The 25,305-nt window shown below is 40.2% G+C and carries 31 protein-coding genes, 1 tRNA gene and 2 pseudogenes; 30 read left to right on the top strand and 4 right to left on the bottom strand.

The annotated features are described in order from the left end of the window. The first annotated feature begins 17 nt into the window (after positions 1-17). Positions 18-1,397 (top strand): L-serine ammonia-lyase, encoded by a 1,380-nt coding sequence (locus JEU79_RS09860; RefSeq protein ID WP_198263981.1) that lies wholly within the window; start codon positions 18-20, stop codon positions 1,395-1,397. A 73-nt stretch (positions 1,398-1,470) separates the two neighbouring features. Here the strand turns inward: JEU79_RS09860 and JEU79_RS27995 are convergent. Continuing rightward, a pseudogene (locus JEU79_RS27995) lies at positions 1,471-1,737 on the bottom strand (TRAP transporter large permease subunit); the annotation flags it as partial. 274 nt (positions 1,738-2,011) lie between these two features. Here JEU79_RS27995 and JEU79_RS09875 point away from each other — a divergent pair. From JEU79_RS09875 to JEU79_RS09945, 16 genes are all read left to right on the top strand, one after another. Next, positions 2,012-2,266, top strand: a complete 255-nt coding sequence (locus JEU79_RS09875) for a DUF6868 family protein (RefSeq protein WP_198263982.1) — start codon at positions 2,012-2,014, stop codon at positions 2,264-2,266. A 161-nt stretch (positions 2,267-2,427) separates the two neighbouring features. Further along, a tRNA-Pro gene (locus tag JEU79_RS09880) sits at positions 2,428-2,504 on the top strand. 333 nt (positions 2,505-2,837) lie between these two features. Continuing rightward, positions 2,838-3,833, top strand: coding sequence for a pentapeptide repeat-containing protein (locus tag JEU79_RS09885; protein WP_198263983.1), 996 nt, complete (start codon positions 2,838-2,840; stop codon positions 3,831-3,833). Positions 3,834-3,912: 79 nt separating this feature from the next. Continuing rightward, positions 3,913-4,917, top strand: coding sequence for a C4-dicarboxylate TRAP transporter substrate-binding protein (locus tag JEU79_RS09890; protein WP_198263984.1), 1,005 nt, complete (start codon positions 3,913-3,915; stop codon positions 4,915-4,917). A 172-nt stretch (positions 4,918-5,089) separates the two neighbouring features. After that, positions 5,090-5,731, top strand: coding sequence for a TRAP transporter small permease subunit (locus JEU79_RS09895; protein ID WP_198263985.1), 642 nt, complete (start codon positions 5,090-5,092; stop codon positions 5,729-5,731). 35 nt (positions 5,732-5,766) lie between these two features. After that, positions 5,767-7,146, top strand: a complete 1,380-nt coding sequence (locus JEU79_RS09900; RefSeq protein ID WP_198265947.1) for a TRAP transporter large permease — start codon at positions 5,767-5,769, stop codon at positions 7,144-7,146. Positions 7,147-7,392: 246 nt separating this feature from the next. Beyond that, positions 7,393-8,388, top strand: coding sequence for an IS30 family transposase (locus tag JEU79_RS09905; RefSeq protein ID WP_198263143.1), 996 nt, complete (start codon positions 7,393-7,395; stop codon positions 8,386-8,388). Positions 8,389-8,457: 69 nt separating this feature from the next. Continuing rightward, positions 8,458-8,658 (top strand): hypothetical protein, encoded by a 201-nt coding sequence (locus JEU79_RS09910; RefSeq protein WP_198263986.1) that lies wholly within the window; start codon positions 8,458-8,460, stop codon positions 8,656-8,658. Positions 8,659-8,905: 247 nt separating this feature from the next. Continuing rightward, a complete protein-coding gene (locus tag JEU79_RS09915) occupies positions 8,906-9,091 on the top strand; it encodes a hypothetical protein (RefSeq protein WP_198263987.1) in 186 nt (61 codons plus the stop codon). A 20-nt stretch (positions 9,092-9,111) separates the two neighbouring features. Continuing rightward, on the top strand, positions 9,112-9,564 hold the full coding sequence (locus JEU79_RS26290; RefSeq protein ID WP_246540148.1) for a hypothetical protein: 453 nt from the start codon (positions 9,112-9,114) through the stop codon (positions 9,562-9,564). After that, entirely contained in the window at positions 9,558-10,523 is a 966-nt protein-coding gene (locus tag JEU79_RS09920) for an IS66 family transposase (RefSeq protein ID WP_198262524.1), read from the top strand. Before JEU79_RS26290 ends, JEU79_RS09920 begins: the two co-directional genes overlap by 7 nt. A 260-nt stretch (positions 10,524-10,783) precedes the next feature. Next, entirely contained in the window at positions 10,784-11,593 is an 810-nt protein-coding gene (locus JEU79_RS09925; protein ID WP_198263988.1) for a flagellin N-terminal helical domain-containing protein, read from the top strand. A gap of 65 nt (positions 11,594-11,658) precedes the next feature. Then, positions 11,659-12,147: a flagellar protein FlaG gene (locus JEU79_RS09930; RefSeq protein ID WP_198263989.1), complete on the top strand. Its 489-nt coding sequence runs from the start codon at positions 11,659-11,661 to the stop codon at positions 12,145-12,147. A 95-nt stretch (positions 12,148-12,242) separates the two neighbouring features. Next, on the top strand, positions 12,243-13,580 hold the full coding sequence (fliD, locus tag JEU79_RS09935) for a flagellar filament capping protein FliD (protein WP_198263990.1): 1,338 nt from the start codon (positions 12,243-12,245) through the stop codon (positions 13,578-13,580). A gap of 161 nt (positions 13,581-13,741) precedes the next feature. Continuing rightward, complete coding sequence (fliS, locus tag JEU79_RS09940; protein WP_198263991.1) at positions 13,742-14,200, top strand: flagellar export chaperone FliS; 459 nt, start codon at positions 13,742-13,744, stop codon at positions 14,198-14,200. 25 nt (positions 14,201-14,225) lie between these two features. After that, positions 14,226-14,561: a flagellar protein FliT gene (locus JEU79_RS09945; protein ID WP_198263992.1), complete on the top strand. Its 336-nt coding sequence runs from the start codon at positions 14,226-14,228 to the stop codon at positions 14,559-14,561. Between the two features lie 36 nt (positions 14,562-14,597). On the opposite strand, the gene fliW is transcribed toward JEU79_RS09945, so the two are convergent. Then, on the bottom strand, positions 14,598-15,080 hold the full coding sequence (gene fliW, locus JEU79_RS09950) for a flagellar assembly protein FliW (protein ID WP_198263993.1): 483 nt from the start codon (positions 15,078-15,080) through the stop codon (positions 14,598-14,600). A 336-nt stretch (positions 15,081-15,416) separates the two neighbouring features. On the opposite strand from fliW, the gene JEU79_RS09955 reads away from it, so the two are divergent. Beyond that, entirely contained in the window at positions 15,417-16,550 is a 1,134-nt protein-coding gene (locus tag JEU79_RS09955) for a sigma-54 interaction domain-containing protein (protein WP_343074959.1), read from the top strand. A gap of 150 nt (positions 16,551-16,700) precedes the next feature. Here JEU79_RS09955 and JEU79_RS09960 read toward each other — a convergent pair whose 3' ends face one another. After that, positions 16,701-17,420 carry a PEP-CTERM sorting domain-containing protein gene (locus JEU79_RS09960; protein ID WP_246540554.1) on the bottom strand — a complete coding sequence of 240 codons (720 nt, stop codon included), beginning with the start codon at positions 17,418-17,420 and terminating at the stop codon, positions 16,701-16,703. Positions 17,421-18,127: 707 nt separating this feature from the next. Here JEU79_RS09960 and JEU79_RS09965 point away from each other — a divergent pair. The 5 genes from JEU79_RS09965 to JEU79_RS26295 all read left to right on the top strand — a co-directional run bounded on the left by JEU79_RS09965 (position 18,128) and on the right by JEU79_RS26295 (position 20,611). Next, positions 18,128-18,484 (top strand): PAS domain-containing protein, encoded by a 357-nt coding sequence (locus JEU79_RS09965; protein ID WP_198263995.1) that lies wholly within the window; start codon positions 18,128-18,130, stop codon positions 18,482-18,484. Between the two features lie 38 nt (positions 18,485-18,522). Continuing rightward, complete coding sequence (locus JEU79_RS09970; RefSeq protein ID WP_198263996.1) at positions 18,523-19,272, top strand: sensor histidine kinase; 750 nt, start codon at positions 18,523-18,525, stop codon at positions 19,270-19,272. A gap of 287 nt (positions 19,273-19,559) precedes the next feature. Continuing rightward, on the top strand, positions 19,560-19,889 hold the full coding sequence (tnpA, locus tag JEU79_RS09975) for an IS66 family insertion sequence element accessory protein TnpA (RefSeq protein ID WP_198263342.1): 330 nt from the start codon (positions 19,560-19,562) through the stop codon (positions 19,887-19,889). After that, the gene (tnpB, locus tag JEU79_RS09980; RefSeq protein ID WP_198263997.1) at positions 19,886-20,251 is read left to right on the top strand and encodes an IS66 family insertion sequence element accessory protein TnpB; all 366 of its coding nucleotides are present in this window, start codon (positions 19,886-19,888) and stop codon (positions 20,249-20,251) included. The genes tnpA and tnpB overlap by 4 nt, the downstream gene beginning before the upstream one ends. A gap of 105 nt (positions 20,252-20,356) precedes the next feature. Next, a complete protein-coding gene (locus tag JEU79_RS26295) occupies positions 20,357-20,611 on the top strand; it encodes a transposase (RefSeq protein WP_246540149.1) in 255 nt (84 codons plus the stop codon). Positions 20,612-20,645: 34 nt separating this feature from the next. On the opposite strand, the gene JEU79_RS27410 is transcribed toward JEU79_RS26295, so the two are convergent. After that, on the bottom strand, positions 20,646-20,774 hold the full coding sequence (locus JEU79_RS27410) for a hypothetical protein (RefSeq protein WP_281400858.1): 129 nt from the start codon (positions 20,772-20,774) through the stop codon (positions 20,646-20,648). Between JEU79_RS27410 and JEU79_RS26300 the strand changes: the two genes are divergently transcribed. The 7 genes and pseudogenes from JEU79_RS26300 to fliF all read left to right on the top strand — a co-directional run bounded on the left by JEU79_RS26300 (position 20,773) and on the right by fliF (position 25,293). Continuing rightward, on the top strand, positions 20,773-21,117 hold the full coding sequence (locus JEU79_RS26300; protein ID WP_246540150.1) for an IS66 family transposase: 345 nt from the start codon (positions 20,773-20,775) through the stop codon (positions 21,115-21,117). The genes JEU79_RS27410 and JEU79_RS26300 overlap by 2 nt on opposite strands. Continuing rightward, complete coding sequence (locus tag JEU79_RS27415) at positions 21,107-21,355, top strand: IS66 family transposase (protein ID WP_281400859.1); 249 nt, start codon at positions 21,107-21,109, stop codon at positions 21,353-21,355. Before JEU79_RS26300 ends, JEU79_RS27415 begins: the two co-directional genes overlap by 11 nt. Positions 21,356-21,405: 50 nt before the next feature. Beyond that, positions 21,406-21,651 (top strand): annotated as a pseudogene (locus JEU79_RS28475) (IS66 family transposase); the annotation flags it as partial. Between the two features lie 36 nt (positions 21,652-21,687). Next, positions 21,688-21,846 carry a transposase domain-containing protein gene (locus JEU79_RS28480; RefSeq protein ID WP_425511170.1) on the top strand — a complete coding sequence of 53 codons (159 nt, stop codon included), beginning with the start codon at positions 21,688-21,690 and terminating at the stop codon, positions 21,844-21,846. Between the two features lie 11 nt (positions 21,847-21,857). Next, positions 21,858-23,171 carry a sigma-54-dependent transcriptional regulator gene (locus tag JEU79_RS09990; protein ID WP_425511171.1) on the top strand — a complete coding sequence of 438 codons (1,314 nt, stop codon included), beginning with the start codon at positions 21,858-21,860 and terminating at the stop codon, positions 23,169-23,171. Between the two features lie 78 nt (positions 23,172-23,249). Continuing rightward, positions 23,250-23,618, top strand: coding sequence for a flagellar hook-basal body complex protein FliE (fliE, locus tag JEU79_RS09995; protein WP_198263999.1), 369 nt, complete (start codon positions 23,250-23,252; stop codon positions 23,616-23,618). Positions 23,619-23,658: 40 nt separating this feature from the next. Continuing rightward, positions 23,659-25,293 (top strand): flagellar basal-body MS-ring/collar protein FliF, encoded by a 1,635-nt coding sequence (fliF, locus tag JEU79_RS10000; protein ID WP_198264000.1) that lies wholly within the window; start codon positions 23,659-23,661, stop codon positions 25,291-25,293. Positions 25,294-25,305 lie beyond the last annotated feature (12 nt).

The raw sequence follows: 25,305 nt of genomic DNA on the forward strand, positions 1-25,305 counted from the left end.
TATTAAAGAGATAGTCTATGTACATTAGTGTTCTTGAGCTTTTTAAAGTGGGTATCGGCCCCTCTAGTTCCCATACGATGGGGCCGATGCTAGCTGCCTATGAATTTACTCGCCTTATTAAACAATACTTATCAACCCACCCCAATGAGCAAAAACTTTCTATTCAATGTGTCCTTAAAGGCTCTTTGTCTTTAACCGGCAAAGGGCATGCGACCGATCGTGCTGTGGCCTTAGGGCTACAGGGATACACGCCCATAGAAGTTGCCGATGAAGACTTGGACTCCATAGTGCAACGTATTTGGCAAGATAAAAATATTAAGATAGATGAGCAGTGTCATGTTAGTTTTTCACCGGCTGAAGATATTATCTTTGATCAAGGCGAGGCACTGCCTGAGCACCCCAATGGACTGATTTTAAATCTGCTTGACGCTGCGGGTGAGGTGCTGCTTTCAGAAACCTATTTCTCTATTGGTGGTGGCTTTATTAATACCCATGCGGAAATTAAGCAATTGGTTGCGCCATTGAAAATGGCAAAGACTGATGCATTACCCTATGGCTTTAACTCAGCACGTTCTATGTTGGAGATGGCAACGCTGAGCGGTCTGACGATTACTGCAATGAAACGCCTCAATGAGCTTGAGTATATGTCAGAAGAGGCGTTGAATCATGGTTTGGACACGATTTGGAATGCCATGCAAGGCTGTATCCACAATGGTTTGAAGACTGAGGGCATTATTCCCGGTGGTCTGGAATTAGCGAGAAGGGCGAAACAATTATACCAACAATATCAACAGCATCCTGATGATGTTGAAATTAATGATTGGCTGTGTGCCTATGCAATGGCAGTGAATGAAGAAAATGCAGCAGGTCACATGGTTGTTACAGCGCCGACCAACGGTGCTGCTGGGGTTATACCCGCTGTACTTTATTACTTTATGCAGCATAAAAAAGGTACTTTAGAACAGGCGAGATCGTTCTTATTAACGGCGAGCGCCATCGGCGGCATTATAAAGCACCGTAGTTCTATCTCGGGTGCTGAAGTGGGATGTCAGGGTGAAGTTGGTGTTGCGGCAGCGATGGCGGCGGCTGGTCTTTGTGCGGTGCGTGGCGGCAGTCATCAACAAGTTGAAAATGCTGCAGAAATTGCCCTTGAGCACCATCTGGGTATGACTTGTGATCCAGTACATGGACTGGTGCAAGTGCCTTGTATTGAACGCAATGGTTTCGGTGCCATCAAGGCCTATACAGCGGCATCACTTGCGCTCAGAGGCGATGGTGAGCATTTTATGCCCTTAGATAATTGCATTGCGGCTATGAAACAAACCGGCGAGGAAATGTCGCATATTTTCAAAGAAACATCATTGGGTGGGCTGGCGGTTAATGTGACGGAATGCTAAAAGGATAATGGTATATATGAGGGGTGGATGCAAGCGCATTCACCCCCCGCCCCAAAAAAAAGCACTTATTCGCTTATCCGTAAACGAGATTAGGCAACCAGGTAACAAGGCCGGGTAGCATAATACATAGCATTAAGGCTATAGCTTGCATGGCAAGAAAAGCCAGTGCGGATTTAAAAATAGTCGCCATCGTAATTTCAGGTGGACAAACCCCCTTGATATAAAAAAGTGCATAGCCAAAGGGTGGGCTTAGGAAAGACATTTGCATATTCACCAGATACAAAACACCAAACCAAAGCACCACATCATCACCGGGTAGACTGACCGTTGAAACGCCGAACTTTTGGAATACTTCTGCCACCATACCCAGAGCATAAAAGAGGGTATCCCACTGGTGTGGTTGATCGGGGTCACCGGGATAAGAGGAGAGAAAGACCGAAGCCGGTATCTTGCCTGACCAGTAGAGTGTAAAGGGATTCATCCCCTGTAGAATACCATTGCGCACCGCATCAAAGAGTGAATTGTTGTCTGCGGCAACGAATTTAGCGGCAAAGGCTTTAAAGGTAAGTTGGTTCCTCTCCGCTTTTAGAATGAAATTAAACAGGTTTTAAAGTATGTTTGAAATAAACGCTTTCGTTAGTTTTTTGGGTTATTGTTCTATTATTAATATCAGTGTATTTGTAGCTTCTATTATTGTTTTGAAACTCTTTAGTCGTCCCATTTTATCCCTTCATAGTCAATTGTTCGGAGTAAAGCAAACGGATTTACCCGTGCTTTATATGCAGTATCTGGGTAATTATAAAATTGCTATATTGATATTTAACCTCGTGCCCTATCTTGCCTTGAAAGCGATGAGCTATTTTTCATAAAAATCGACATGAGGGCTAGACCTCTGATAATTGGAGGCAGTTCTAAGCATTATGGCTATAGTGGCCATGTTTAGGGAGAAAACTGCTTGATATAGGTTTTATCTGTGTTTATAATGTGCGCCACAAAACAGAATATCTGATCCCAGATATTTTTCTTGTTTCGGGGCATAGCGCAGCCTGGTAGCGCACCAGCATGGGGTGCTGGTGGTCGTAGGTTCAAATCCTACTGTCCCGACCAATTAAATCAGTTTCAGTTGTTAGTCTCTCTAATTTCAGCATCATATCCATAATGAAGCATTATCTTTTGCGTCGTATTGAACGCCAGTCTGGATCTGTTAGCACTGGAGAAAGCGGGTGATATTCGAATCCCGGCAAGTTTTTCTATCCAAAAATTAAAGATATTTATACCACTAGTATTGATTTTGAAGCTTTTTAAAGTGTACTGCTGAGGATCGAAGCACATCATCAATGGCATAAACAAAACAACAAAATATACCACCTACATTGAAAAAATACGATTTTTAAACTACAAATTAATAATCAAGCATTTTGCTCGTAAAGGAGAAATACTTTGACCCATGAGCAAGAATCCGATCACCATTGTTACTACACCTCACCTGAAGGTCTGCAATGCCAACAACTGCCATTAAAAAATTCAGATTATTGTTATTGGCACAATCAACAAGCAATAAAAACAGCACCGAATCTGAGCGAAAAATTACAACAGCAAGCCCAGTCGGGTGTGTCTTTATCCGGCTATTCTTTAAAAAGAGCCGATTTAACAGAAATTAATCTGGTCAATTATAATTCTAAACAGGGCTATGATTTCTCCTACGCAGATTTGTATCATGCCAAGCTCAGTGGCGCGCATCTTTTCCACATTGATTTACACGGTGCTTCTTTAATGAAAGCCGATTTACGAAATGCCAATTTACATTGTGCCAACCTGGAAGATTGTAATTTACTCGGGGTAAACCTAACAAATGCCCGGATAGAAAATGTCACTTGGGGCAAGCAAATCTTACAGGAAAAAAATGCCCACAAGGCCGATCGTCAGGGAAATAGAACAGCAATGTTGGATTGTCTGGAGCAAGCTGAAGAGATTTATCGAAACCTGAGAAAAGCGGCTGAAAATCAGGGCTTGTTTGAAACTTCTGGTTACTTTTTCTACAAAGAAATGGTCATGCGTCGCTACCAATTACCTAAGTTTTCCTTTCAGCGCATGGTGTCAAAAACCGTTGACTGGTTTTGTGGTTATGGCGAGCGACCATTGAACGTGGTGTTGTTTTCTTTATTGTTGATTGGTGCTTGCAGCATTTTATATTTTTTTATGGGCATTGAAGGCAATGGTCAGCCTGTTCAAATTGATTTGTCTGCTTCTCTCTATACTAATTTTATTAGTTTTTTAGAGTGCCTCTATTTTAGTGTGGTGACATTTACAACCCTGGGCTATGGTGATTTAGTGCCTGTTGCTGCGGCACGACCGATTGCAGCACTGGAAGCGTTCACCGGCAATTTTACCATTGCACTTTTTGTCGTCGTTTTTGTGAAAAAAATGACCCGCTAAACTATACTGTGCTTCTTTTCATTATGTGATAGTATTCTTGGGATATTTTTTAATTCCCTGATGTTTATTGGAGCATAATATGCCAGTTTGCTTTAAGCCGATAATTTTAGCCACCATGATCAGTAGTTTTTTTGCCGGAGAGGTATTAGCTGCGACTGAATGGAATGTGTCTCTTTGGGGGAAAAGACGTGCCTTTACTGAACATGTAGAAAAAATTGCAGAACTGGTTGAGGCGAAAACCAAGGGGGATTTCAAACTGAAAATTTCTTATGGCGGTTTATCTAAATCGCGTGAGAATTTAGATGGTATTTCATTTGGTGCTTTTGAAATGGCACAGTTTTGTTCCTTTTATCATAAGAAAAAGAACCCGACCATTACCGTCACTGAACTACCATTTTCGCAAAATTTATCTTTAAGCCGTATCGCAAAAATTTACCAAGCGGTTTATGAAAACCCGATTGTCAGTAAAGATCTGGCGCGTTGGAATGCCACCTTGTTAATGCCAACCCCTTTACCTCAGTATAATATTATTAGTAAATCCGATGCTCTGAATAGTTTGGCTGATTTTAAAGGCCTTCGGGTGCGTGGCCCCGGCGGTATTATGGGCGTTTTAGAGCAATTAGGTGCGGTTAAAACCAGTGTGCCTTTTTCTGAAGTCCGTCAGTCTATGGATTCGGGTGTTATTGATGCCGCTTCGTTTGCTCCCCATGCTCCTCTTGCCACTAAAACTTATAAAGTCGGCAAGTGGGCAACCACCAATTTAAATCTTGGCTCGGCGAACTGCCCAGTGGTTGTTAACACCGATGCTTTGAACTCGCTTAAACCAGCACACAAAGAAGCCTTGCTGGGCTCGGTTGATGAAGCGATGGCATATTATGTGAAAAACTATAATGACAAGACCACCGCTAAATATGAAGCGGCAATAAAAGAGCAGGGCTTAACTCAAGTAACTTTTTCAGCGGAACAAACCAAAAAACTCAATGCCTTGTCTGAATCAGTCCGTAAGGATTGGATAAAAAGTAATAGTAAAAACTTTGATGCACAAAGTTTGTATGATTTTACTGAAACATTATTCAGTAAATAAGAGCTTAGTAAGCAAACAATAAGGAGCAGGGTCAAATGGCATTAGATTTTATTTTGTTATAAATATTATAATTTTAAGCCATTTGCTCCGACCCCACTGGTAATGAATACAAAATAGTAGGGTGGGCAGATAAAGCCGTGCCCACCCTACGTTCTCCAAGGAATGACACAGCATGTCAAATCACTCACCAGTATTGAGCGATCAATCAACGTTAAGTTGGCTGGACAGGACTTTTTTTAAACTTGAGTCAGGGTTAAATTTACTCGGTGGAATAGTGATATTTCTCTTGGTATTTTTAGCCACAGCTAATGTCCTAGGTCGCTGGTTGTTCAATATGCCAGTCAGTGGCTATATTGACTGGGTTGAACAAGCAATGGCCTTTATGGCTTTTCTAGGTATTGCCTATACCATGCGTCAGGGTGGTCATATTCGTATGGATATTATCGTCAGTCATCTTCATGGACGCAGACTTTGGCTGGTTGAAATTCTCTCATCTATTCTCATGTTGTTGATGACCTTAGTGCTCATCTATGGTTCTTATTTACACTTTTTACGTGCTTACTCTCTGGGTGATTCATCTCTGGATATTGATCTGCCAACCTGGCCAGCAAAATTAGTGGTACCTGTGGCATTAAGCGTCCTAGCTTTACGTTTATTACTACAAATATGGGGCTATGCCAGAGCCTTACGCAGTAACACAACAACGCCAGTGGTAGTGCCATTAATTGAAGACGCAGCGACAGTAGCGGCTCAGGAAGCGGAGTCATTGAGTGGTTCTGAGACTGGCTCTGTGACAGATAGGGATGGCCGATGAGTGCATTTGAAAGCTTGTTTCAAACCATGGGGGATATGGACTCTATCAGTATCGGCCTATGGGTGACGGCTTCGATGATGCTCTTTGTTATTATCGGTGTGCGTGTCGCCTTTGCTGCTGCGATGGCCGGTTTTATTGGCCTAGTGTGGATTTTCTCAGCTAAGTTAGGCTTTGAAAAAGGCTTTATTGTCGCGGTAAAAATGGCGGGTACGATTCCCCATTCAAAAGTATCAACCCTGGCTTTATCATTGATTCCCACGTTTATTCTGATTGGCTTTTTAGCCTACCATGCTGGACTCACGCGGGCTTTGTTTGAAGCCGCTAAACGCTGGTTAGGCTGGTTGCCAGGTGGCATGGGTGTGGCGACGGTTTTCTCAACGGCGGGTTTTGCCGCAGTATCCGGTGCTTCGGTTGCCACTTCGGCTGTTTTTGCCCGTATTGCAATTCCAGAAATGTTAAAACTGGGCTATGACAAACGCTTTGCTGCCGGGGTAGTCGCCGCCGGTGGCACTTTAGCTTCCTTGATTCCACCCTCGGCTATCCTGGTTATCTATGCCATTATTGTTGAACAGGACGTGGGTGTTTTATTAATGGCGGGTTTTTTACCTGGCGCAGTATCCGCTTTGATTTATGGTGGTTTGGTGGTTTTTCTGGCCTCGGTGCGCAAAGATGTCGGCCCTCCCGTCACCGGTTTTAGTTGGAAACAACGATTTGAAAGCTTACCGGGTGCGTTACCTATTTTTCTGGTGGTTGCGAATATTATGATCTGCATCTATGGTGGCGTTGGTACTCCCACCGAGGCAGGGTCATTAGGTGCATTTATTATTCTTTGCCTGGCCTTATTTAAAGGCATGCGCTGGAAAGAGTTGAAAGATTCCCTGATGGAAACCGCCAAGCTCACTGCGATGATTTTCACCATCATCTGGGGCGTATTGCTCTATGTGCGGTTTTTAGGTTTTGCCGATTTACCCGGTGCTTTTTCAGAATGGATCAGTGCTTTGGATTATAGCCCGATGCTGATTTTAATCATGATCCTATTAGCCTATGCTGTTCTGGGCATGTTTATGGATGCCATTGGCATGTTATTACTGACATTACCCGTTGTTTACCCTGCGGTCATTGCCTTAAATGGTGGTGAAACTGTCAGTGCCGCAGACTCTGCCTTTGGTGTCTCAGGTGTTGGTTGTGCTATTTGGTTTGGTATCATTGTGGTGAAGATGGCCGAAATTTGTTTAATAACACCACCTATTGGCCTCAACTGTTTTGTCGTGGCAGGTGTCAGACCGGAATGCTCAGTACAAGATGTGTTTCGTGGCGTTACCCCATTCTTTATTGCTGATGTGATTACCATAGCCGTACTCATTACCTTTCCTGCCATTGTGCTATGGATACCACAAATGATGGGTTATAATTAGTAGCTTAGATTCAACTCATAAGTGCAACACTATTTGGTTGTATTTGTGATATTTGCTGGTTTATCGCTGGCTCATGAAATTCCCGGGGTGGCCGAGCGTAGCGATGGCCACCCCGGGAATTTCATGAGCCAGCGACGCGCCTGACGGCGCTACTAAAAAAATCATAAGTACAGCAATGATTTGCTCGAAAAAATGGCCAATTGCTTGTAAAATCGGCCATTTTCTCCTGCAAGAGTAAAGTGACTTATGAGAACTTACAAGCAATTGACACAAGAACAAAGATACTACATTTCGACTGAGATTAAAAATGGCATTTCCCAGTCTAAAATTGCTCAGGCGATTGAGGTGAGTAAATCTACTATATGCCGTGAAATTAAACGCAACGCTGGTTTACGTGGCTATCGATTTAAGCAAGCTCAAGAAAAAGCCGTTAAGCGTCGCTACAATGCTTCTAAAGCAATTAAAATGACGGATGACATGATTGCCCTTATTGATGAAAAGCTTTCACAGCACCAGTGGAGTCCTGAACAGATATCAGGTTGGTTACTGAATGACAAAATGCTACTTCTTAGCCATGAACGTATTTATCAACACATATGGGATGATAAGAAGCAAGGTGGTGATTTACATCAGTATTTAAGGCGTCAGGGAAAGAAATACCAAAAGCGTGGTAGTAACGGTAAAAGCAGTCGAGGACAAATAATTAATCGAATTTCCATTGATGACCGTCCTAAGATTGTTGATGATAAACGTCGTGTTGGTGACTGGGAAATTGATACAGTGATCGGTAAAGGACACAGTGGTGCTCTGGTCACGATTGTAGAAAGAAAAACGCTTTACACATTAGTAGCAAGAGTGAATGGCAAACAGGCTGATTGGGTGACACAAGCAACAATACAATTGCTTAAACCCTTTAAAGACAGGCTTCATAGTATTACCGCAGACAATGGCAAAGAGTTTGCTTATCATGAGCAGGTAAGCAAAGCTCTTGATACAGCATTTTATTTTGCCCACCCTTATTCTTCATGGGAGCGAGGGTTAAATGAAAATACTAATGGACTGATTAGACAATATTTTCCTAAAGATACAGACTTTAAAGAAGTGACTGATAAAGAGGTTTACAACATGATGGAAAAACTTAATAATAGACCTAGAAAGGCACTCGGCTTTCAAACACCATTCCAGGCAATGAAAAAATCATTTGCAAGAACTGGAATTTCCTGCGTTGCACTTCAGAGTTGAATCCGCGATTCAAGGTTAAAAGTTGCTTATGATTTAGGAACACTTCAGTTGTTTTATGAGCATTATAAAATGAATATTAAAATAATTGAGGGTGTTAGTTCTGAATTGATTTTTCCATCTGAAACAGTTGTTAAATTATCAATAAAGTATTCAAAAGCCTCAAATGAGCTGAAAAACTACTTAGAAAGTACAATTGGTGATACGCCTTTTGATTTAATAAAAACCATTAAAATAAGTAACTTATCTAGAACGAAAGTAACTTCTCAATAAGTCTGTGCAAAACTTGAAATAAAAACAAAAAAAGTCTTGACAGCATTTTAGAGGACAAAAATTGCATTTTCACTGCCCCATGTAATTTATCCCTATAAATGATCCTGTCGATCTGTCTCAGATCGAAATAGAATATTTTTGAATATTATCTTAACTGAGAGGGAGTTTGATCAACACAGGGCAAACTAAAGAGCCTTAAAAAGCCATGATACAATTGTTTTATTGAAAACAACCTGTATTGATTATAGTGAAAAAATTACCTCCAATTCCAGAGATACCTGAAGAAGAAAAGACACCGGTAGTCCGATTACTCCTTGCTTTCATGGAGCAACAACAGGAAATCATTCAAAACCAACAGGTTGAAATCGATGCCCTTAAAACAGAAGTTGCTAAGCTTAAAAGCTACCTCCAAAGCCTAAATAAGAGCCAGTAAATTGCCAAAGGATGATGACAATGATAATCCGACAGGTCATTCAGGAAGCAAGAAAAAACAACTCAGGAAATGGGACTAGTAAAAGTCGTAAACGAAAGAAGAAATTGGCTATTCATAAAACCACCGTTATCAAACCAGATAACCTGCCAGAACATTCACGTTTTTTAGGGTATCAGGATTATTTTGTTCAGGAGCTGCTGATTAAGCCTTTCAATACTCGTTATCGATTGGCTCGCTATAAAACACCCGATGGTGATACCTGTATAGGAAAATTGAGCTTTGATACACATATAGGACATTTTGGCCATACATTACAGAGTTATATCGTTTATCAATATTATCACCAGAGAGTGACTCAGCCATTGATAATACAACAATTAACAGAATTAGGTTTTGATATTTCAACGGGTCAGATCAATGAGATTTTAATCCATGACAAAGACCATTTTCATACTGAAAAAATACATTGCTAACTGCCGGTATCAACAATAGTACTTATATCCATGTTGATGATACGGGTAGTCGTCATGATGGAAAGAATGGTTATTGTACTCACGTTGGCAATGAAACCTTTGCCTGGTTTTCAAGTACTCGATATAAGAGCCGGATTAATTTTCTACAATTGTTACGAGGTGCTGCTGTTGATTATACGCTCAACGATGCAGCACTTGATTATATGAGAGCAGAAAAATTACCTCACAAGCCATTGAGCGTTATTGAACAAAGTCATCAGACTTGCTTTGATAATGAAGAAGCCTGGAAATACTATCTGCAGAACAATAGTATCATAACACAACGGCATGTTCGCATTGCCACAGAAGGCGCTTTACTGGGGGCATTAATTAACAGTGGCTTTCCAAGTGATTTGGTGATTGTGAGTGATGATGCAGGACAATTTGATATTTTGTTGCACGCATTATGTTGGATACATGCAGACAGAGTGTTTCAGCGGATACTACCACTCAATGAGCGACATGATAAAGAACTGAACTGGGTACATACTCAGATTTGGGAACTATTTTATGATCTCAAACAATATAAACTTGAGCCAGATGATCCGTTGAAGTCAGCGATTGCTGAACATTTTGATGAATTGTGCCGGACTAAAACAAGCTTTGAAACGTTGAATCAGGCACTGAAACGATTGGCAAGAAATAAAACAGAATTACTGCTGGTATTGGAACGGCCTGATATTCCTCTTCATAATAATTTGAGTGAAAATGATATTCGAGAATATGTTATTAAGCGTAAAATTAGTGGTAGTACACGCTCAAAGGATGGGCAACTTTGCAGAGATACCTTTGTCAGTTTAAAGAAAACTTGTTTGAAACAAGGAATTTCATTCTGGGATTTTATTAATGACCGGATCAGCAAGAGAAATTTGATCCCATATCTGCCTGAGTTGCTGAAAGGTAAAGTTTGTGCTGTTTAAATGCACAGACTTATTGAGAAGTTACTCTATTGGTTCTTTAAATTGTTTTATTTAAAATAAATTGAATATATTTCTAAAGAAAACACATCTCCCGACGCTAATTATGTTCAAGAGGCGGTGAATATTCCACTTTCTAGAATAAATAGGAAGACGAGAGTATATCCGCATAGTAAATTTCTCCACAATTCGTTTTTGTAAAATACACAAGATTGTATCAAAACAATACGGGATCAGTGGGGCATATCACAGGAGATGTCGTCATGGCACAAGTAATTAACACTAATGTTCCTTCATTAAGCGCGCAAAGTAGTTTAAATCGTACTAATACTGGTCTAACTCAGGCACTGGAAAGATTGTCAACCGGTAAACGTATTAATAGTGCGAAAGATGATGCGGCTGGTATCGCGATTGCTTCACGTTTTACTGCACAAATTCGTGGTTATAATCAGGGTACTCGTAACGCGGCAGATGCAATTTCTCTAGCACAAACTGCTGAAGGTGCATATGATGAGATGTCTAGTAATATGCAGCGCATTCGTGAATTGGCTGTTCAATCAGCGAATGCAACCAATAGTAGTACTGATAGAGCTGCACTCAATACAGAAGTATCACAGCTTAAAGCTGAAATCTTACGTGTTCAACAAACAGAATTTAATGGTGTAGCTGTTATTGGTGCTAGTGCTCAAGCTTTTGCTTTCCAGGTGGGTCCTGATGCGGGTGGTAATAATGTTATTACCGTGACTACACAATCAGTTGATGCAACACTGACGGGTGGTGTGGGTACCGTTGCAGAAGCATCTGCGATGATTGCGACTGTTGATGCGGCTTTAACTGCTATTAACACCGAAAGGGCGACTTTGGGTGCCGTTCAAAATCGTTTTGATTCAGTTATACGTAATGGTGAAAATGCATCTGAAAACCTCAGCGCTGCACGTAGTCGTATTGAAGATGCTGATTTTGCTGCAGAAACGGCTAATTTAACCAAATTCCAAATCTTACAGCAAGCGGGCACCTCGGTGTTGTCACAGGCTAACGCTTTACCACAAAGTGTGCTAGGCTTATTAGGGTAAAGGTGAATGACTGAGCACTCAAATTGATTGTTTAATGTGAGTGCTGAGTCTTTTAGGAGAAAATTATGGCCGATTTTAATATGAATACCAAATTGCCGGATTTGAATGCAATTAATGGTTTCGTACGTGAAAATTTGGTTCAGCCTTTGCAAAATAGCCAAAAAGCAGATACTAAAGGTGCAGTCAAAAGCGATCAAAGTGGCCAGGCACGGCAAGAAATTGCCTCTTCCACTGAAGATACGAAAGCTGAAGCATCTAAAGATGTACGTGAAGAAGAACTGGATAAGACAATTACTCAGTTAAATAATGCTTTACAGAATGTTCAACGTAATCTTGAGTTTAGTGTTGATAAAGATGTCGGAAAAATTATTATCAATGTTAAAGATAAAGAAACCGATGAGGTTCTCAGGCAAATTCCCTCAGAAGAAATTCTTCAGTTGGCAAGAAATTTGCAGAATATAAGTGCAGGACTGAATCAAAGTGTTAATGAGCGTAAAGATTCCTATAGCTCTCAAACGGCAGCTGAAGGAGTGTTTTTAAAAACAAGTGTTTAAATATGATACTTGTACTAAGTGGTTTTAACGTTTAAGGCTGCTTAGTTTCTTTTATGAAAGTAATAAAATAAAAATAGTATAGTGGAGTCGATATTATGGCTGGTTTGTCTCTAGGAGGTGTTAACCTTGATGTAAGAGGACTGGTTGATCAATTGATGCAAGTTGAAAGTCGCCCTCTAATACGTCTGCAACAAAAAGAAAGTAATTATCAATCTCAACTCAGTGCTTTTGGTCGCTTAAAAAGTGCGATGTCATCTTTTCAAACATCAATGGGTAATTTAGGCTCGCTTGATAAGTTTGAAACTTATAAAGTTTCTACATCAGAAGCTTCTACCGATCAAAGTTTTACGGCAACCGTGGATAGCAACGCTGCACCCGGTACATTTTCTATTGACGTGCAAAACTTAGCCCGGTCCAATAAGTTTGGTTCGACGGCTGCCTTTGCTGATACCACTAGTGCTATTACTACGGATGCTAATTTAGATATTAGTGATGGCACAGATTCCTTTTCAATTGATATTAATGGTAAATCATTGGCAGAAATTCGTGATGCCATTAATGCTGCCGCCGAATCCGGAAATGTCGGTGTTTCAGCCTCTATTGTTCAGGAAAGTGGTAGTGCATTTCAATTAGTGTTGACCGCATCAGACACCGGCGTTGCTAATGCAATTACAGTGAGTTCAACGGGCAATGCTGTGACTCAATTGGACTTAACTGAAAAACAAACAGCTTTGGATGCTACTGTACTGGTTGATAATGCCTATACCATCACCAGTGCTTCTAATTCAATCAAAGATGCTATTTCAGGAATATCGCTTAATTTACTTAAACCCAGTACCAGTGTGGCTGATTTAACCATTCAAAGAGATACAGAAGCGGTCAAAACAAGTATTGGTACATTTGTCAGTGCCTTTAACACCTTTCTCAGTACCGCCAATGCGTTAAAGAAAAGTGGTTTGGAAGGGGATAGTATTACCAATAGTATTTTATCTAATATTCGCGGTGAATTTAATACTAGTGCTGGACTTGGCGGTGCATTTAACTTCCTATCAGAAATGGGCATCACTAGTAATGCTAAGACGGGAGAGCTGGAATTGGATAGTAGTAAGTTGGATGCTGCTATTGCTAAGGATTATGAAGGTATCTCGCAGTTATTTGCCAATGATAACAAAGGCATTGCCTTTCGCTTAGAAGCTCAAATGGATGAATATTTGAGCTTTGATGGCTTGCTTAAAAGTCGTGAAAATGCGCTTAATACCCGGATTAAGGATAATGAGGGACGGCAATTAACCATGGAATATCGTTTAGGAAAAATTGAAGAACGTTTATTAAAACAATTTGGTAATTTAGACAACATTATTTCGCAATCAAACTCAACCAGTAGCTACTTAGCACAACAATTAGCTAATTTACCAGGTTTTACGCGCAAATAATGAGAATAAATTAAATTTATTCTTTCTATCAATCATACCTATAGAAAATTGAATGCTGGCCGATAATCTTAGTAAGACCGATTCAATACTAATTAAGCTTTAACTTCAGCTTATTAGACAGTTTATCAGACCGTTTATCAGACAACCTACTTGGATACTTTATGAATTACACACATAATCAAGCTGCAATGAACAAATATGCTCAAGTGGGCAATCAAAGCACGGCAGCTTTTGCAAACCCTCATCGTTTGATACAAATGCTGATGGAAGGTGCATTGGAAAAAATATCCAAGGCCAAGGGCTTTATGAAAAATGGGGACATTGCCAAGAAAGGTGAGCATATCTCTTGGGCTATTTCAATTATTGAAGGCTTAAGGGTTAGTTTAGATCATACTCAGGGCGGTAAAATTTCTGAGAATCTTGAATCATTATACATCTATATGAATAGTCGTTTAACTCAGGCAAATCTGAATAACTCCTTAGAAATGCTGGATGAAGTAACGACCTTACTTGTTGATATAAAATCAGGTTGGGATGCGATTCCACAAGATGTTATTGATGAACATGCGAAAAGTGATGCAGGAAAAAGACCTGCGTCATTAGCGAAAGCAAGAATATAGAATTGACGTATAGGACTATAATAATATGCAACAGTCGCTTGAATTAGCTCAATTTTTAAACATCAGCCAAAGTATGTTGAGTGCAGCAGAAGCGGGTGACTGGGCGTGTTTGCCAGAACGGGAGGTTGAACGAAAAAAAGTGATGCAGCAATACTTTTCATCGGAAAGTTTTAATCAAGCAGTATCATTGCAAGGTGGTATTGAAGAGAGTGATGGAATTTCACAAGTGATTAACCAAGTATTAGAAATTAATACGCAAATTGAAACACTTGCTGAGCAGGGAAAATTAGCAATTAATCTACAACTGCAAGGAATGAAAAAAAAGCAGAGTGTTCATTCAGCTTATTTACAAAACGAATAATTTAACTCGAAACGGTTGGCTTCTAAAGCCTTTGAATCAACTCTTTGAATCAACAACAGGCACATTCAAGAAAATATCATAATCCAAATCTTTAATTGAACGTTGCAAACCTTTTTGGGAATGTAGGTTAAGAAAGAGTGGTTCAGTGATATTCGCGTTCACCAGCGTTAAACCTTCTTTTTTTACCCCACTATCCGCATTACTATCCTTAACAATAACCATCATTGCTATTTCACTAGAACCTTCGGAATCAAGCAATTTGTAATCTTCATCAGGCAATGATACTTCATAATAAAAATTGGCAAGTGATGGATCAAAAATAGAAAAAGCCGTATCGGGTTGTTCGATAGATTGAAGCCAAAAAACAACAGGCGCCCCCTCTTTATCTTGAGCATCATCTTCTTTATGAAAAAGTTTAAAATTCTTTAGTTCAGCGTTGCTTAATAGTCCATTAGGAAAATGGATAATGCTCTCTTGTGTAACTTCCTGTGAGCCAAAGCGAGTGGTTTCAATTTTCATTATCGACCTTTATCAAATTTATTGTTATTTTTTTTGCCAGTGAAGTAAGCTATTTAACTTTTTCCAATAAAAAATCAAGATAAGCTTGATAAGTTATTATTTTATAAAAACTATTATTACTGATAACTATCAATCTGTCAAAAAAAGCCAGTAGAACAATTGGAGTGACATTTTTTTGACTAAATAAGCTTTATTTTGACTTATTAACAAAGTTTTGACTTTACATATCTCAAAAATCCGCTATATTTTCATTGCTAGGATAATATTTTCTATTTCTGCATTTTTTATTGTCAATTTTTTGATAGCTGACAATAAATTGACAATTTGAGGTTTTCAGTGGTTCAAAATTCAGAAACAATCAACTCAGGCTCATTTTTAGACGAAGCATTTGTTGGTGATAGTGTTGTGATTCGCCAGGTAAAAAAATTAATCAATCAGGTGGCAAAAAGTAATGCCAGTGTCCTGATACTCGGTGAATCAGGCACGGGTAAAGAAGTGGTGGCAAATTGCCTGCATAAACTGTCCAAACGTACTAAAAAGCCCTATGTGCCCGTCAATTGTGGTGCAATCCCCAGAGACTTATTAGAGAGTGAATTGTTTGGTCATGAAAAGGGGGCTTTTACCGGCGCGTTAACACAACGCAAAGGACGCTTTGAAATGGCTCAGGAAGGCACACTCTTCTTAGATGAAATTGGCGATATGCCTCTTGCCATGCAAGTGAAAATTTTACGTGTCCTGCAAGAACGTATCTTTGAACGCGTTGGGGGCAATAAAAGTCTCCATGCTGATGTGCGGGTCATTGCCGCAACCCATAGAGATTTAGAAGACGAAGTCAAAGCGGGTCGCTTTAGAGAAGATTTATTTTATCGTCTTAATGTATTCCCCATCGAAATTCCGGCTTTAAGAGAGCGTGTAGAAGACATTCCACTGTTATTCCAAGTGCTCAATCAACGTATGCAGGAGATCAGTGAAAGTTCTGTAGCACTTAGCCCTGAAGCCATGGCATCTATTATGCAACATGCCTGGCCAGGCAATGTGCGTGAATTATCTAATTTAGTGGAACGCTTGGGTATTATGTTCCCCGAAGAACCGGTTAGTTGGGATGATTTGCCAGAAAAATATCAATACGATATTTCTCATATTGAAGAATTACCTGATATCAATAATATTGGTGTTTCAAATGAGAACGATACTGAAGATAAAACTTTAGCCACTGAAAATATAGCAACGCAGAATGAAGCAACACCTTTGCTGGATGATGGTTCAAACTTAGACGCTTTATCCAGTCAATTACCACAAGGTGGTTTTGATTTAAAAGATCACATGGCCAACCTTGAATATTCTCTTATACAACAAGCCCTCAAAGAGTCTGATGGTGTGGTTGCTCACGCGGCCAAACGCTTGAATATGCGCAGAACTACTCTGGTGGAGAAAATGAAAAAATATGAAGTGATGTTTCAAAGTAATTGAGTGATTTTGGATGGTAGGACTATACGTAGCTGTAGAGTCGATGGGTAGAGCGATAAACAAATGACATAATTATTTCACGGTATCTTCATAACACGGCTTTAAACAAAAAAACCAACTTTATAAGTTGGCTTTTTTGTTCTAAATAACTAATTAATTAGCTTGTTTTTTTCTACGAGAAAAACCCATTCCTACAAGTCCAAGACCAAAAAGAGCCAAAGATGCGGGTTCTGGAATACTAGGTAAGCTTCCCTGATTGAGCAAGGCATAACGTACTTGTCCACCCGCTACAAGCACTTCACCAATGCCATTGCCCCAGAAAGACACTTTGGTAAAATCCCCCGTATCATCAAAAGCCGCAACAAAGATTTCAAATACACTTCTACTGGGATCGGTTTGTGATGGGAATTGGCCATCAGCTCTTGCATTGGCACTTGCGACTTTGATAGGTGTACCATCATCAAAAGACATAAATAATTCAGTCAAAGGATCAAAACAACAAGTTGCCCAATCACCTACCTCAAAACCAACCGCATTAACGGGAGTATCAAAAGTAAAGCTAATCCCACTCGCAAAATAATCCATAGGATCAGTACGTGGATTAGAACCACCTGTAGCAGAAGTAAAAGGATTGATCCTAATGGTTTCTCCTGACATTGAACCATAAGACCTTACAGAGGCTGAACCACCATCATTTTGAGTGATGACATAGTCGCCTCGGTCAATACTAACCCCACCGCTCATAGTTGACCAAACATCAACTGATTCAGTACCACCCGCACCGGCAACAGTTGAGCTAAAGCTACTGACACCTGCGCTAATGCCATCAAAAACAGTAGCAATTGTTGCATTAGCTGTTGTGCTCACAAGCATTACTGCCGCTACTGTAAGCATTCTAAATTCATGTATCATAATAAAACTCCTAGTTTAACTTAAGGATAAAATGTGTTTGTAATACATGTTAAGCATAAAATGTTCCATGAGTGTTAACTAATTGTTTTTTTACATAAAATTATTATGTTTGTTTAAATGGAATATAAAAAATAGTAGGTTTGTAAAAAAAACTGACACTAAAAAACGGAGTGTAGAATAAGTTACAGTGCAATAGTATTTGAATAACTATCAGTGAAAAGAAAATTTCGAATTATTAATATTTTGTTTCAAGTGTTATTCAAGGTGTTGTTTAATAACATTATATAATGGATGTTGGGCTTTAAAGTTGCGTGTGGTTATAAATTTAACTAATTACTATCTTCTTTTTTGTGGTATCTATAAGTGAACTAAAAATAAGCATTATTAATTTATAGAATAAAAAATATTGTAAAAAAAGTTGACAGTATAATCATTAGGGTGACTCATAGAGACGGGCATAACTAAACCCTGAATTTTTTCAATCTGTGTTGCTAAAAATTACTTGATAATTATCATTAAAAATTAAGTCAAAAAAATGTCATGTATCTACTTTAATTAAATGGCATGTGTCGTAACCTACTGTAATTTAATGTCTAATTATTAATTGGTTTGCTTTTTGCAGCAAACCCGTAGAAAACTTCAATAAAAAAGAGACGCTGGAGTAAATTATGGGTGTAGCGGCATTTTTCGATACAGAATTAACAGAAGCAAGTTCAATGACATTGCTCAAAGAGCAGAGTGTTGAGGTTAATTCTATACAACAAAGTAAGCCTTCACTGCAAGAATCAATTACGGAAAACCGCTTAAAAGCACTGCTTAAGGCTTTGCCCGCAGGTGTGATCGTATTGGATGGTAAAGGTTTAGTGCAAGAGTGTAATCCGGCCGCTATCGAATTGTTAGATGAGCCTTTGATAGGTGTGGCCTGGTATTCTGTCATTAATCGTGCCTTTGATCACAGCCGAACTTCCGGGCAAGATTCTATGACTAAAAAGGCCAGATTGTTAGTATCTCGACCTGTCCTCTAGGTGAGGGCGTTCCCGGTCAAATTATTCTTCTACAAGATGTGACCGAGAAACGTCAGCTACAAGCTAAATATGATCAGCAAAACCGTTTGGCATCCATGGGGCAAATGGCTGCGCAATTAGCCCATCAAATTAGAACGCCCATTTCAGCCGCCTTACTCTATGCTTCACATTTAAAATCACCCAATTTAGATAATGACAAACGCCTGCGTTTTGCAGACAAAATATTGACTCGTATTCAAAGTCTGGAACAATTGATCAATGATATGTTGCTCTTTTCTCGCAACGGTATGGAACATCGTGAAAGCATTTCAGTGCAGCAACTGCTCAATGAATTACAGCAAAATATTGTTTTACCTGAAAGCAATCAAGCCATTAATTTATCCTTTAATTATAAGCCTGAAAATACATTTTTTATTTCCGGTAATCGCAGTCTTCTCATTAGCGGGTTGGTGAATCTAGTTAATAATGCCTTACATGCAGTTAAAACTAATAATGACAGAGCAGCAAAGGTAACAATTAACGTCTCACAACCCATTCATGGCGCAATTGATTTCACGATTATAGACAATGGTGTAGGTATTTCATCTGAAGACGAAACAAAGATATTTGAACCCTTTTACACCACCAAAAATAATGGTACAGGCTTAGGGTTGGCGGTAGTAAAAGCCATTGCCAATGCTCATGATGGTGAGCTTTGGTTAGAAAGTTCCTCAACAAAAGCTGAAGCATCAGGGAGTGTGTTTAGAATGCGTATTCCCACACAAATTCAAAACTTGCACAAAAAATAGCAAACCATCATTCGGAGACCTTAGCATGATGAATACTAAAAAACGAATCCTCAAAGCCCTTTAATTCTAGTAGTTGAAGATGATGAGGCTCTGCGTGAAGCCTTAGTTGATACATTACAGATGGGTGGTTATAACACGCTGGAAGCGGATAATGGTCGTGCGGCATTAGAACATCTTGCACAGGATGAAATGTCAGAAATAGAGTAAGCGCTTAACCATCTAGCGTTATTCAAAAAATATCTCCCCTGCCTCATAATCAATCCATCGATTAATTATGAGACATATCAATGAAACCAGAAACCCAAGCCAACTCAAAACAATTTTGGCAAGACCACGTTAATCAATGGAATGAAAACAGTATCAGCCAGGCATCCTATTGTCAGGAACATGGGCTATCCATCAAACGTTTTGGCTATTACAAGCGTAAGTTGCTGGGTGCAACAACGCAAACCAGTGCGATGACAAAGGGGAATGGTTTTATTCAACTATCCTCCCCGAAACACTATTCAGCCCGCACCTCAGCATTAATTGTAGAATTACCCAATCAGCTACGCATTGAAGGAGTGACTGCCGATAATGTACAGCTGGTAAAACAATTAGCAGGACTGTTCCAATGAAGTCAGCCATACGTCCATCACTCAGCCTGCCACAGGTGTATCTCTATCTGAAGCCTGTTGATTTTCGTAAAAGTTTTATTGGCCTCAGTGCCATTGTTGAATGTGAATTAGGTCATAATCCTTTTGCAGGCCATCTGTATGCCTTTACCAATCGTCAGCGTAATAAAATTAAATGCCTCTTCTGGGATAATACCGGTTTTGTATTCTATTACAAAAGTCTCTCAGAAGAAAAGTTCAAATGGCCAAAGGGTGAAGATGACCTGATGAATATCACCGGACAACAAATCAACTGGCTATTAGACGGCTATGATATCAGTGTCATGAAACCGCATAAGAAATTGCATTATGAGTCTGTATTTTAAGTACTTTTAGTCTATTTTTTGTTATAATAAAGCCATGCAAAACAAGGCTGAATCCACAAAAACGACTCTATATTTTCCGCTTTTTCACACGCGGACAAGAATGAATTGTTGAGTGTCATTGAACAGAAAAACCACCGTATAAAAATACTGGAAGAAGCCCTTCGTCTGGCTCGTAGTAAACGCTTTGCACCCAGCAGTGAAAAAAGTGATGGTCAGGAACGCTTATTTGATGAAGCTGAGCAGGCGGCTGACGATGAGGGGCTCCCTGAACCTAAAACCACTTCGCCTAAGAAGAAAGAAAAAACAGGCAGGAAGCCTTTCTCAAAGATATTCCAAGAGTCCCTGTCTTCATCGATCTGACAGATGAAGAAAAAGCCGGTGCCATTGAGGTTTTTTACACTAAAGTCAGAGAAGAGCTGGATATCATTCCAGCTAAAGTCCAAATACTGGAATACTTCCAGGAAAAAGCCGTCTTTGCAGGCACCAATGACACAGACAGTCGTTCAATGAAAGCTGCGGTCATGCCAAAACATCCATTACCTAAATCAATGGGCAGTATTCACCTGATGGCACACATCATTATCTCAAAATATGCCGATGGTTTGCCTCTGTATCGAATGGAAGGCATATTATCACGCTATGGCGGCGATATAACCCGAGCCACCATGGCCAATTGGGCTATTAAACTGGCTCATCAGTTCCAGCCGCTCATCAACCTCATGCGAGAACATCAACTGTCGGGTGACATCATCCAAATGGATGAAACGGTGCTCAAAGTATTAAAAGAGCCGGGACTCAGTGCTCATTCGAACAAATACATGTGGGTCACGTGGCGGGCCACCTGGACAACCCAGTGTGCTGTTTGAATACGATCCTTCTCGTAAGAAGGAAGTACCACTGCGCCTGCTTGATGGCTTTAGCGGCTATCTGCAAACCGATGGCTATGCCGGTTACAATGCCGTGTGTGCACAAAATAATGCCACATCGGTCGGCTGCTGGGATCACACTCGCCGTAAATTCAAAGATTCTCAGACGGCACAACCAAAGAAAAAGAGAGCAATCAAAAGCCTACAAAGCCGATGTGGCACTGGCCCATATCAATAAGCTGTATTTAATTGAGCGTGAGATAAAAAGAAGCCAGTGTTAATGAAAAATTTAAGGTTCGTCAGAAACAGAGCCTGCCGCTTCTTGAGAAAATAAGAACATGGGTCGATAACACCCTGGGCAAAGTGCCGAACGACAGCTTGACAGGAAAAGCACTCACCTATATTAATAATCAATGGCCTAAGCTGACTGTTTATTGTGAAGATGGTCGGTTGAATATCAGTAATGTGCTGGCAGAAAATGCTATCCGTCCATTCTGCGTGGGTAGAAAGGCCTGGTTATTTTCAGATACGCCAAAGGGTGCACATGCCAGTGCAGTTCATTATAGTTTTATTGAAACCGCTAAGGCCAATGATATTGAGCCATATACGTATATGGTCTATGTATTAACCCAATTACCTTATGCGGATACGGTTGAAAAGCTGGAAGCATTGCTTCCCTGGAATTTTAAAAAATCAGAATTGGAAAAGGTAAAGAACGCTGTTCGTTAAGCGCTTACGAAATAGACATTGTGATCAGTGATGTGCAAATGCCTAAAATGGATGGTCATCAAATGCTCAAGCAAATTAAACGCCACTATGATGTGCCGGTGTTATTGATGACAGCTTATGGCACCATCAGCAAGGCCATTGAGGCCATGAAAGATGGGGCGGTTGATTATCTGGTCAAACCCTTTGAGGCCGAAGTCCTTGTGTCAGTAGTGAGTCGTTATGTGGGCAAGAGCATTGAAGATCATCAAATGATTGCAGAATCTGTGAGTATGAAACAAATTACCCAACTTTCAAAACGCGTGGCCGCCAGTGATGCCACGGTCATGATTGGTGGTTCAAGTGGTACGGGTAAAGAGGTCTTAGCCCGTTTCATTCATAATAATTCCAGTCGTGCAGATAAACCCTTTGTTGCCATTAACTGTGCCGCTATTCCAGAGAACATGCTTGAAGCAACCTTGTTTGGCTATGAAAAGGGGGCTTTTACCGGCGCTTATAAAGCCTCATCCGGTAAATTTGAGCAAGCTCAGGGTGGCACTTTATTACTGGATGAAATTTCAGAAATGGATTTAGGCCTGCAGGCAAAGCTTTTACGTGTCCTGCAAGAAAAAGAAGTTGAACGTCTGGGAGGGCAGGAATTGATACCTCTTAATGTGCGTGTTTTGGCAACGTCTAACCGTAATATGCAGCAGCAGGTTAAAGATAATCGTTTTAGAGAAGATTTATTTTATCGTCTCAATGTATTCCCTTTAAGTATTCCTGATTTAAAAGATCGTAAGGAAGATATTATTCCTTTAGCGGAACATATTATTAATAAAATGGCCAAACAAAATGGTTGTCAAATCCCTCAATTATCTGATGAGGCGAAACAAAAACTGATCAGTCATAACTGGCCGGGCAATATTCGTGAAATGGATAATGTTATTCAACGGGCTTTTATTTTACACATTGATAATATTATTACACCAGAAGACATGCCGATGGAAATGTTCTCCGAAACCGGTGTTGAAGCTGAGTTAAATTCTGTTGATAGAGTCTCTGCCAAAGTAGCGGATTCAATAGTAACTGAACAAATGAATAGTACTCAGGCGAATAGCTCTAATGTGATGAGTATGCTGGCTGAGAGTAAAACTTCATCAAATTTAAATGATGAGTTGCGTGGTCGAGAATTTGACAAAATTCTGGAAATTCTTCACACCACAATGGGCAATAGAAAAATGGCGGCAGAACAATTAGGTATTAGCCAAAGGACGCTGAGATACAAGTTAGCCAAGATGCGTGATGGCGGTATTGTTGTGCCGGGCGGTTTTGGCGCGAAAACTGCTTAAATAATGCTTAAGTATATAAAACAATATAAATAACACTTATTTTTTGACACTTGTGCAGAAAATATCAAGGACACTGAGATGATTAACGATATTAATAGCTCCAGTATGATGCTGCAAATGCGCTCTATGGCTGATATGGCTAAGACTAAAAACACCGCCTTGGACATTAATAATGACGGGCTTCCGGGTACTGCGTCGGTGAATAAAATGGCAGAAACGGAATCTGTTGATTTTGGTAGCTTATTAAAATCAGCAGTGCAACAGGTGAATTCAATGCAGCAAGTTTCCGGCGATTTAAAGAAAGATTTTATTTCTGGTAAAGAAGGTGTGGACTTGGCTCAAGTGATGATTGCTACGGAAAAATCCAGCGTTGCTTTTGGTGCAATGCTTGAAGTAAGAAATAAATTGCTCAAAGCTTATGAAGAAGTTAAACGTATTCGTGTGTAATTCGGCTAAATACTACTAGTGATGTGTGGAGAAATAACTAATGGCTGAAGAAACAGCAAACAAAAATTCGATGGTGATGTTACAAAACATTAGTGAATATCCGCTATTAAGGCAATTAGGCCTAATGGTGGGACTTGCTGCGAGTGTTGCTTTAGGCGTTGCTATTGTCTTTTGGTCGCAATCACCCGACTACACAACGCTTTATGCAGAATTACCTGACAATGAACTTTCGCAAGTCGCAGATGCTTTAAAGCAAAGCAAAATAAAGTACAAAATAAGTGCTGGTAATATCATGGTGCCAGCCAATGAAATTGACACAGCACGTATGCAATTAGCTGCCCAGGGCTTACCGAATGTGAGACCTGAGGGTTTTGATATTCTCAGTGAAGACCAATCTTTTGGTACTAGTCAATTTATTCAGGCCGCTCGCTATCAACATGCCCTTGAAGAAGAGCTGTCTCGCTCTATTTCCGCACTAAGAAATGTTAAGTCTGCTCGGGTACATTTAGCACTCCCCAAAGAGTCTGTTTTTGTCAGAAATCGCAAAAAAGCCAGCGCTTCAGTGATTGCCAATATTTATTCAGGCCATCGTATGACGCTTGATCAAATTAATGCCATTACTTATATGGTGGCTTCCAGTGTGCCTAATTTACAAGTTGAAGAAGTGACCGTGGTTGATCAAATGGGGCGTTTGCTGACTAATACTGAAAATAAACAACAGGTATTAAACTCAAAGCAACTTGAGTATACTAATAAAGTAGAACAAAACTATATTGAGCGAGTGAGCAATATACTCTCGCCCTTTTTAGGGGCTACAGGCTTTAAAGCACAAGTGAATGCTGATATTGATTTTACTCGAATCGAAAAAACTTCAGAAACCTTTAACCCTGATGCTGCGGCAACGCGTAGTAAGCAGCAATTAATTGAAAGAATGTCTGCTTCTGATGAGGGAGGCATTCCTGGTGCATTATCTAATCAACCCCCCGGTGGTTCAATTGCACCAGAAAATGCGGGTGGTGTAGAAGGAGAAGCTGGCGGCGGTGGTTTTAAAAATAAAGAAACACTGACGCAAAACTTTGAATTGGATAAGACGATTAGTCACACCCGTTTGTCTACGGGTAATGTGAAGCGTATTTCGATTGCAGTGGTCATTGATGATAAAAAGGTGGTTGCAGAAGATGGCACGGTGACAGCGACACCCAGAACAGAAGATGAATTGAAACGTATTACAAACTTGGTGAAAGAAGCCGTGGGCTTTAATGCTCAGCGCGGAGATAGTGTCAATATTATTAATGCCGGCTTTGTTTCTCCGACTGAACTTGAAGCCTTACCTGATGTGCCAGTCTGGGAACAAGCCTGGTTTGCCCCCTTGGTCAAACAAGTCTTGGCAGCTCTGGTGGTTCTCTATATAATCTTTGGAGTGATAAAACCAGCGTTCAAAAGCTTGTCCAAACCACATAAAGAACTGGTTGGTATTGAAGGTGAAGGTGTCGACGGGGCATCAGCACAAGCCGCTCTGGCTGCCGGTGGTGCGGATGGCATGGGGGGTGAAGAAGCCGATGCCTTACCTAAGCCACCGGATGACTATGAACTACAACTTGATATGGCACGTAAATTAGTCGTAGAAGATCCTAAAATTGCTGCTCAAGTGGTAAAAAACTGGCTAGCGGCTTAAACAAAGCAATAA

Source organism: sulfur-oxidizing endosymbiont of Gigantopelta aegis (assembly GCF_016097415.1).
Classification (GTDB): domain Bacteria; phylum Pseudomonadota; class Gammaproteobacteria; order GRL18; family GRL18; genus GRL18.

Excerpts from the sequence above, each read along its gene's own strand:
- JEU79_RS09860 (WP_198263981.1), top strand. The coding sequence starts at position 18 with ATGTACATTAGTGTTCTTGAGCTTTTTAAAGTGGGTATCGGCCCCTCT.
- JEU79_RS09875 (WP_198263982.1), top strand. The coding sequence starts at position 2,012 with ATGTTTGAAATAAACGCTTTCGTTAGTTTTTTGGGTTATTGTTCTATT.
- JEU79_RS09890 (WP_198263984.1), top strand. The coding sequence starts at position 3,913 with ATGCCAGTTTGCTTTAAGCCGATAATTTTAGCCACCATGATCAGTAGT.
- JEU79_RS09895 (WP_198263985.1), top strand. The coding sequence starts at position 5,090 with ATGTCAAATCACTCACCAGTATTGAGCGATCAATCAACGTTAAGTTGG.
- JEU79_RS09900 (WP_198265947.1), top strand. The coding sequence starts at position 5,767 with ATGGACTCTATCAGTATCGGCCTATGGGTGACGGCTTCGATGATGCTC.
- JEU79_RS09905 (WP_198263143.1), top strand. The coding sequence starts at position 7,393 with ATGAGAACTTACAAGCAATTGACACAAGAACAAAGATACTACATTTCG.
- JEU79_RS09910 (WP_198263986.1), top strand. The coding sequence starts at position 8,458 with ATGAATATTAAAATAATTGAGGGTGTTAGTTCTGAATTGATTTTTCCA.
- JEU79_RS26290 (WP_246540148.1), top strand. The coding sequence starts at position 9,112 with ATGATAATCCGACAGGTCATTCAGGAAGCAAGAAAAAACAACTCAGGA.
- JEU79_RS09925 (WP_198263988.1), top strand. The coding sequence starts at position 10,784 with ATGGCACAAGTAATTAACACTAATGTTCCTTCATTAAGCGCGCAAAGT.
- JEU79_RS09930 (WP_198263989.1), top strand. The coding sequence starts at position 11,659 with ATGGCCGATTTTAATATGAATACCAAATTGCCGGATTTGAATGCAATT.
- fliD (WP_198263990.1), top strand. The coding sequence starts at position 12,243 with ATGGCTGGTTTGTCTCTAGGAGGTGTTAACCTTGATGTAAGAGGACTG.
- fliS (WP_198263991.1), top strand. The coding sequence starts at position 13,742 with ATGAATTACACACATAATCAAGCTGCAATGAACAAATATGCTCAAGTG.
- JEU79_RS09945 (WP_198263992.1), top strand. The coding sequence starts at position 14,226 with ATGCAACAGTCGCTTGAATTAGCTCAATTTTTAAACATCAGCCAAAGT.
- fliW (WP_198263993.1), bottom strand. The coding sequence starts at position 15,080 with ATGAAAATTGAAACCACTCGCTTTGGCTCACAGGAAGTTACACAAGAG.
- JEU79_RS09960 (WP_246540554.1), bottom strand. The coding sequence starts at position 17,420 with ATGCTTGTGAGCACAACAGCTAATGCAACAATTGCTACTGTTTTTGAT.
- JEU79_RS09965 (WP_198263995.1), top strand. The coding sequence starts at position 18,128 with ATGGGTGTAGCGGCATTTTTCGATACAGAATTAACAGAAGCAAGTTCA.
- tnpA (WP_198263342.1), top strand. The coding sequence starts at position 19,560 with ATGAAACCAGAAACCCAAGCCAACTCAAAACAATTTTGGCAAGACCAC.
- tnpB (WP_198263997.1), top strand. The coding sequence starts at position 19,886 with ATGAAGTCAGCCATACGTCCATCACTCAGCCTGCCACAGGTGTATCTC.
- JEU79_RS26300 (WP_246540150.1), top strand. The coding sequence starts at position 20,773 with ATGCCAAAACATCCATTACCTAAATCAATGGGCAGTATTCACCTGATG.
- JEU79_RS27410 (WP_281400858.1), bottom strand. The coding sequence starts at position 20,774 with ATGACCGCAGCTTTCATTGAACGACTGTCTGTGTCATTGGTGCCTGCA.
- fliE (WP_198263999.1), top strand. The coding sequence starts at position 23,250 with ATGATTAACGATATTAATAGCTCCAGTATGATGCTGCAAATGCGCTCT.
- fliF (WP_198264000.1), top strand. The coding sequence starts at position 23,659 with ATGGCTGAAGAAACAGCAAACAAAAATTCGATGGTGATGTTACAAAAC.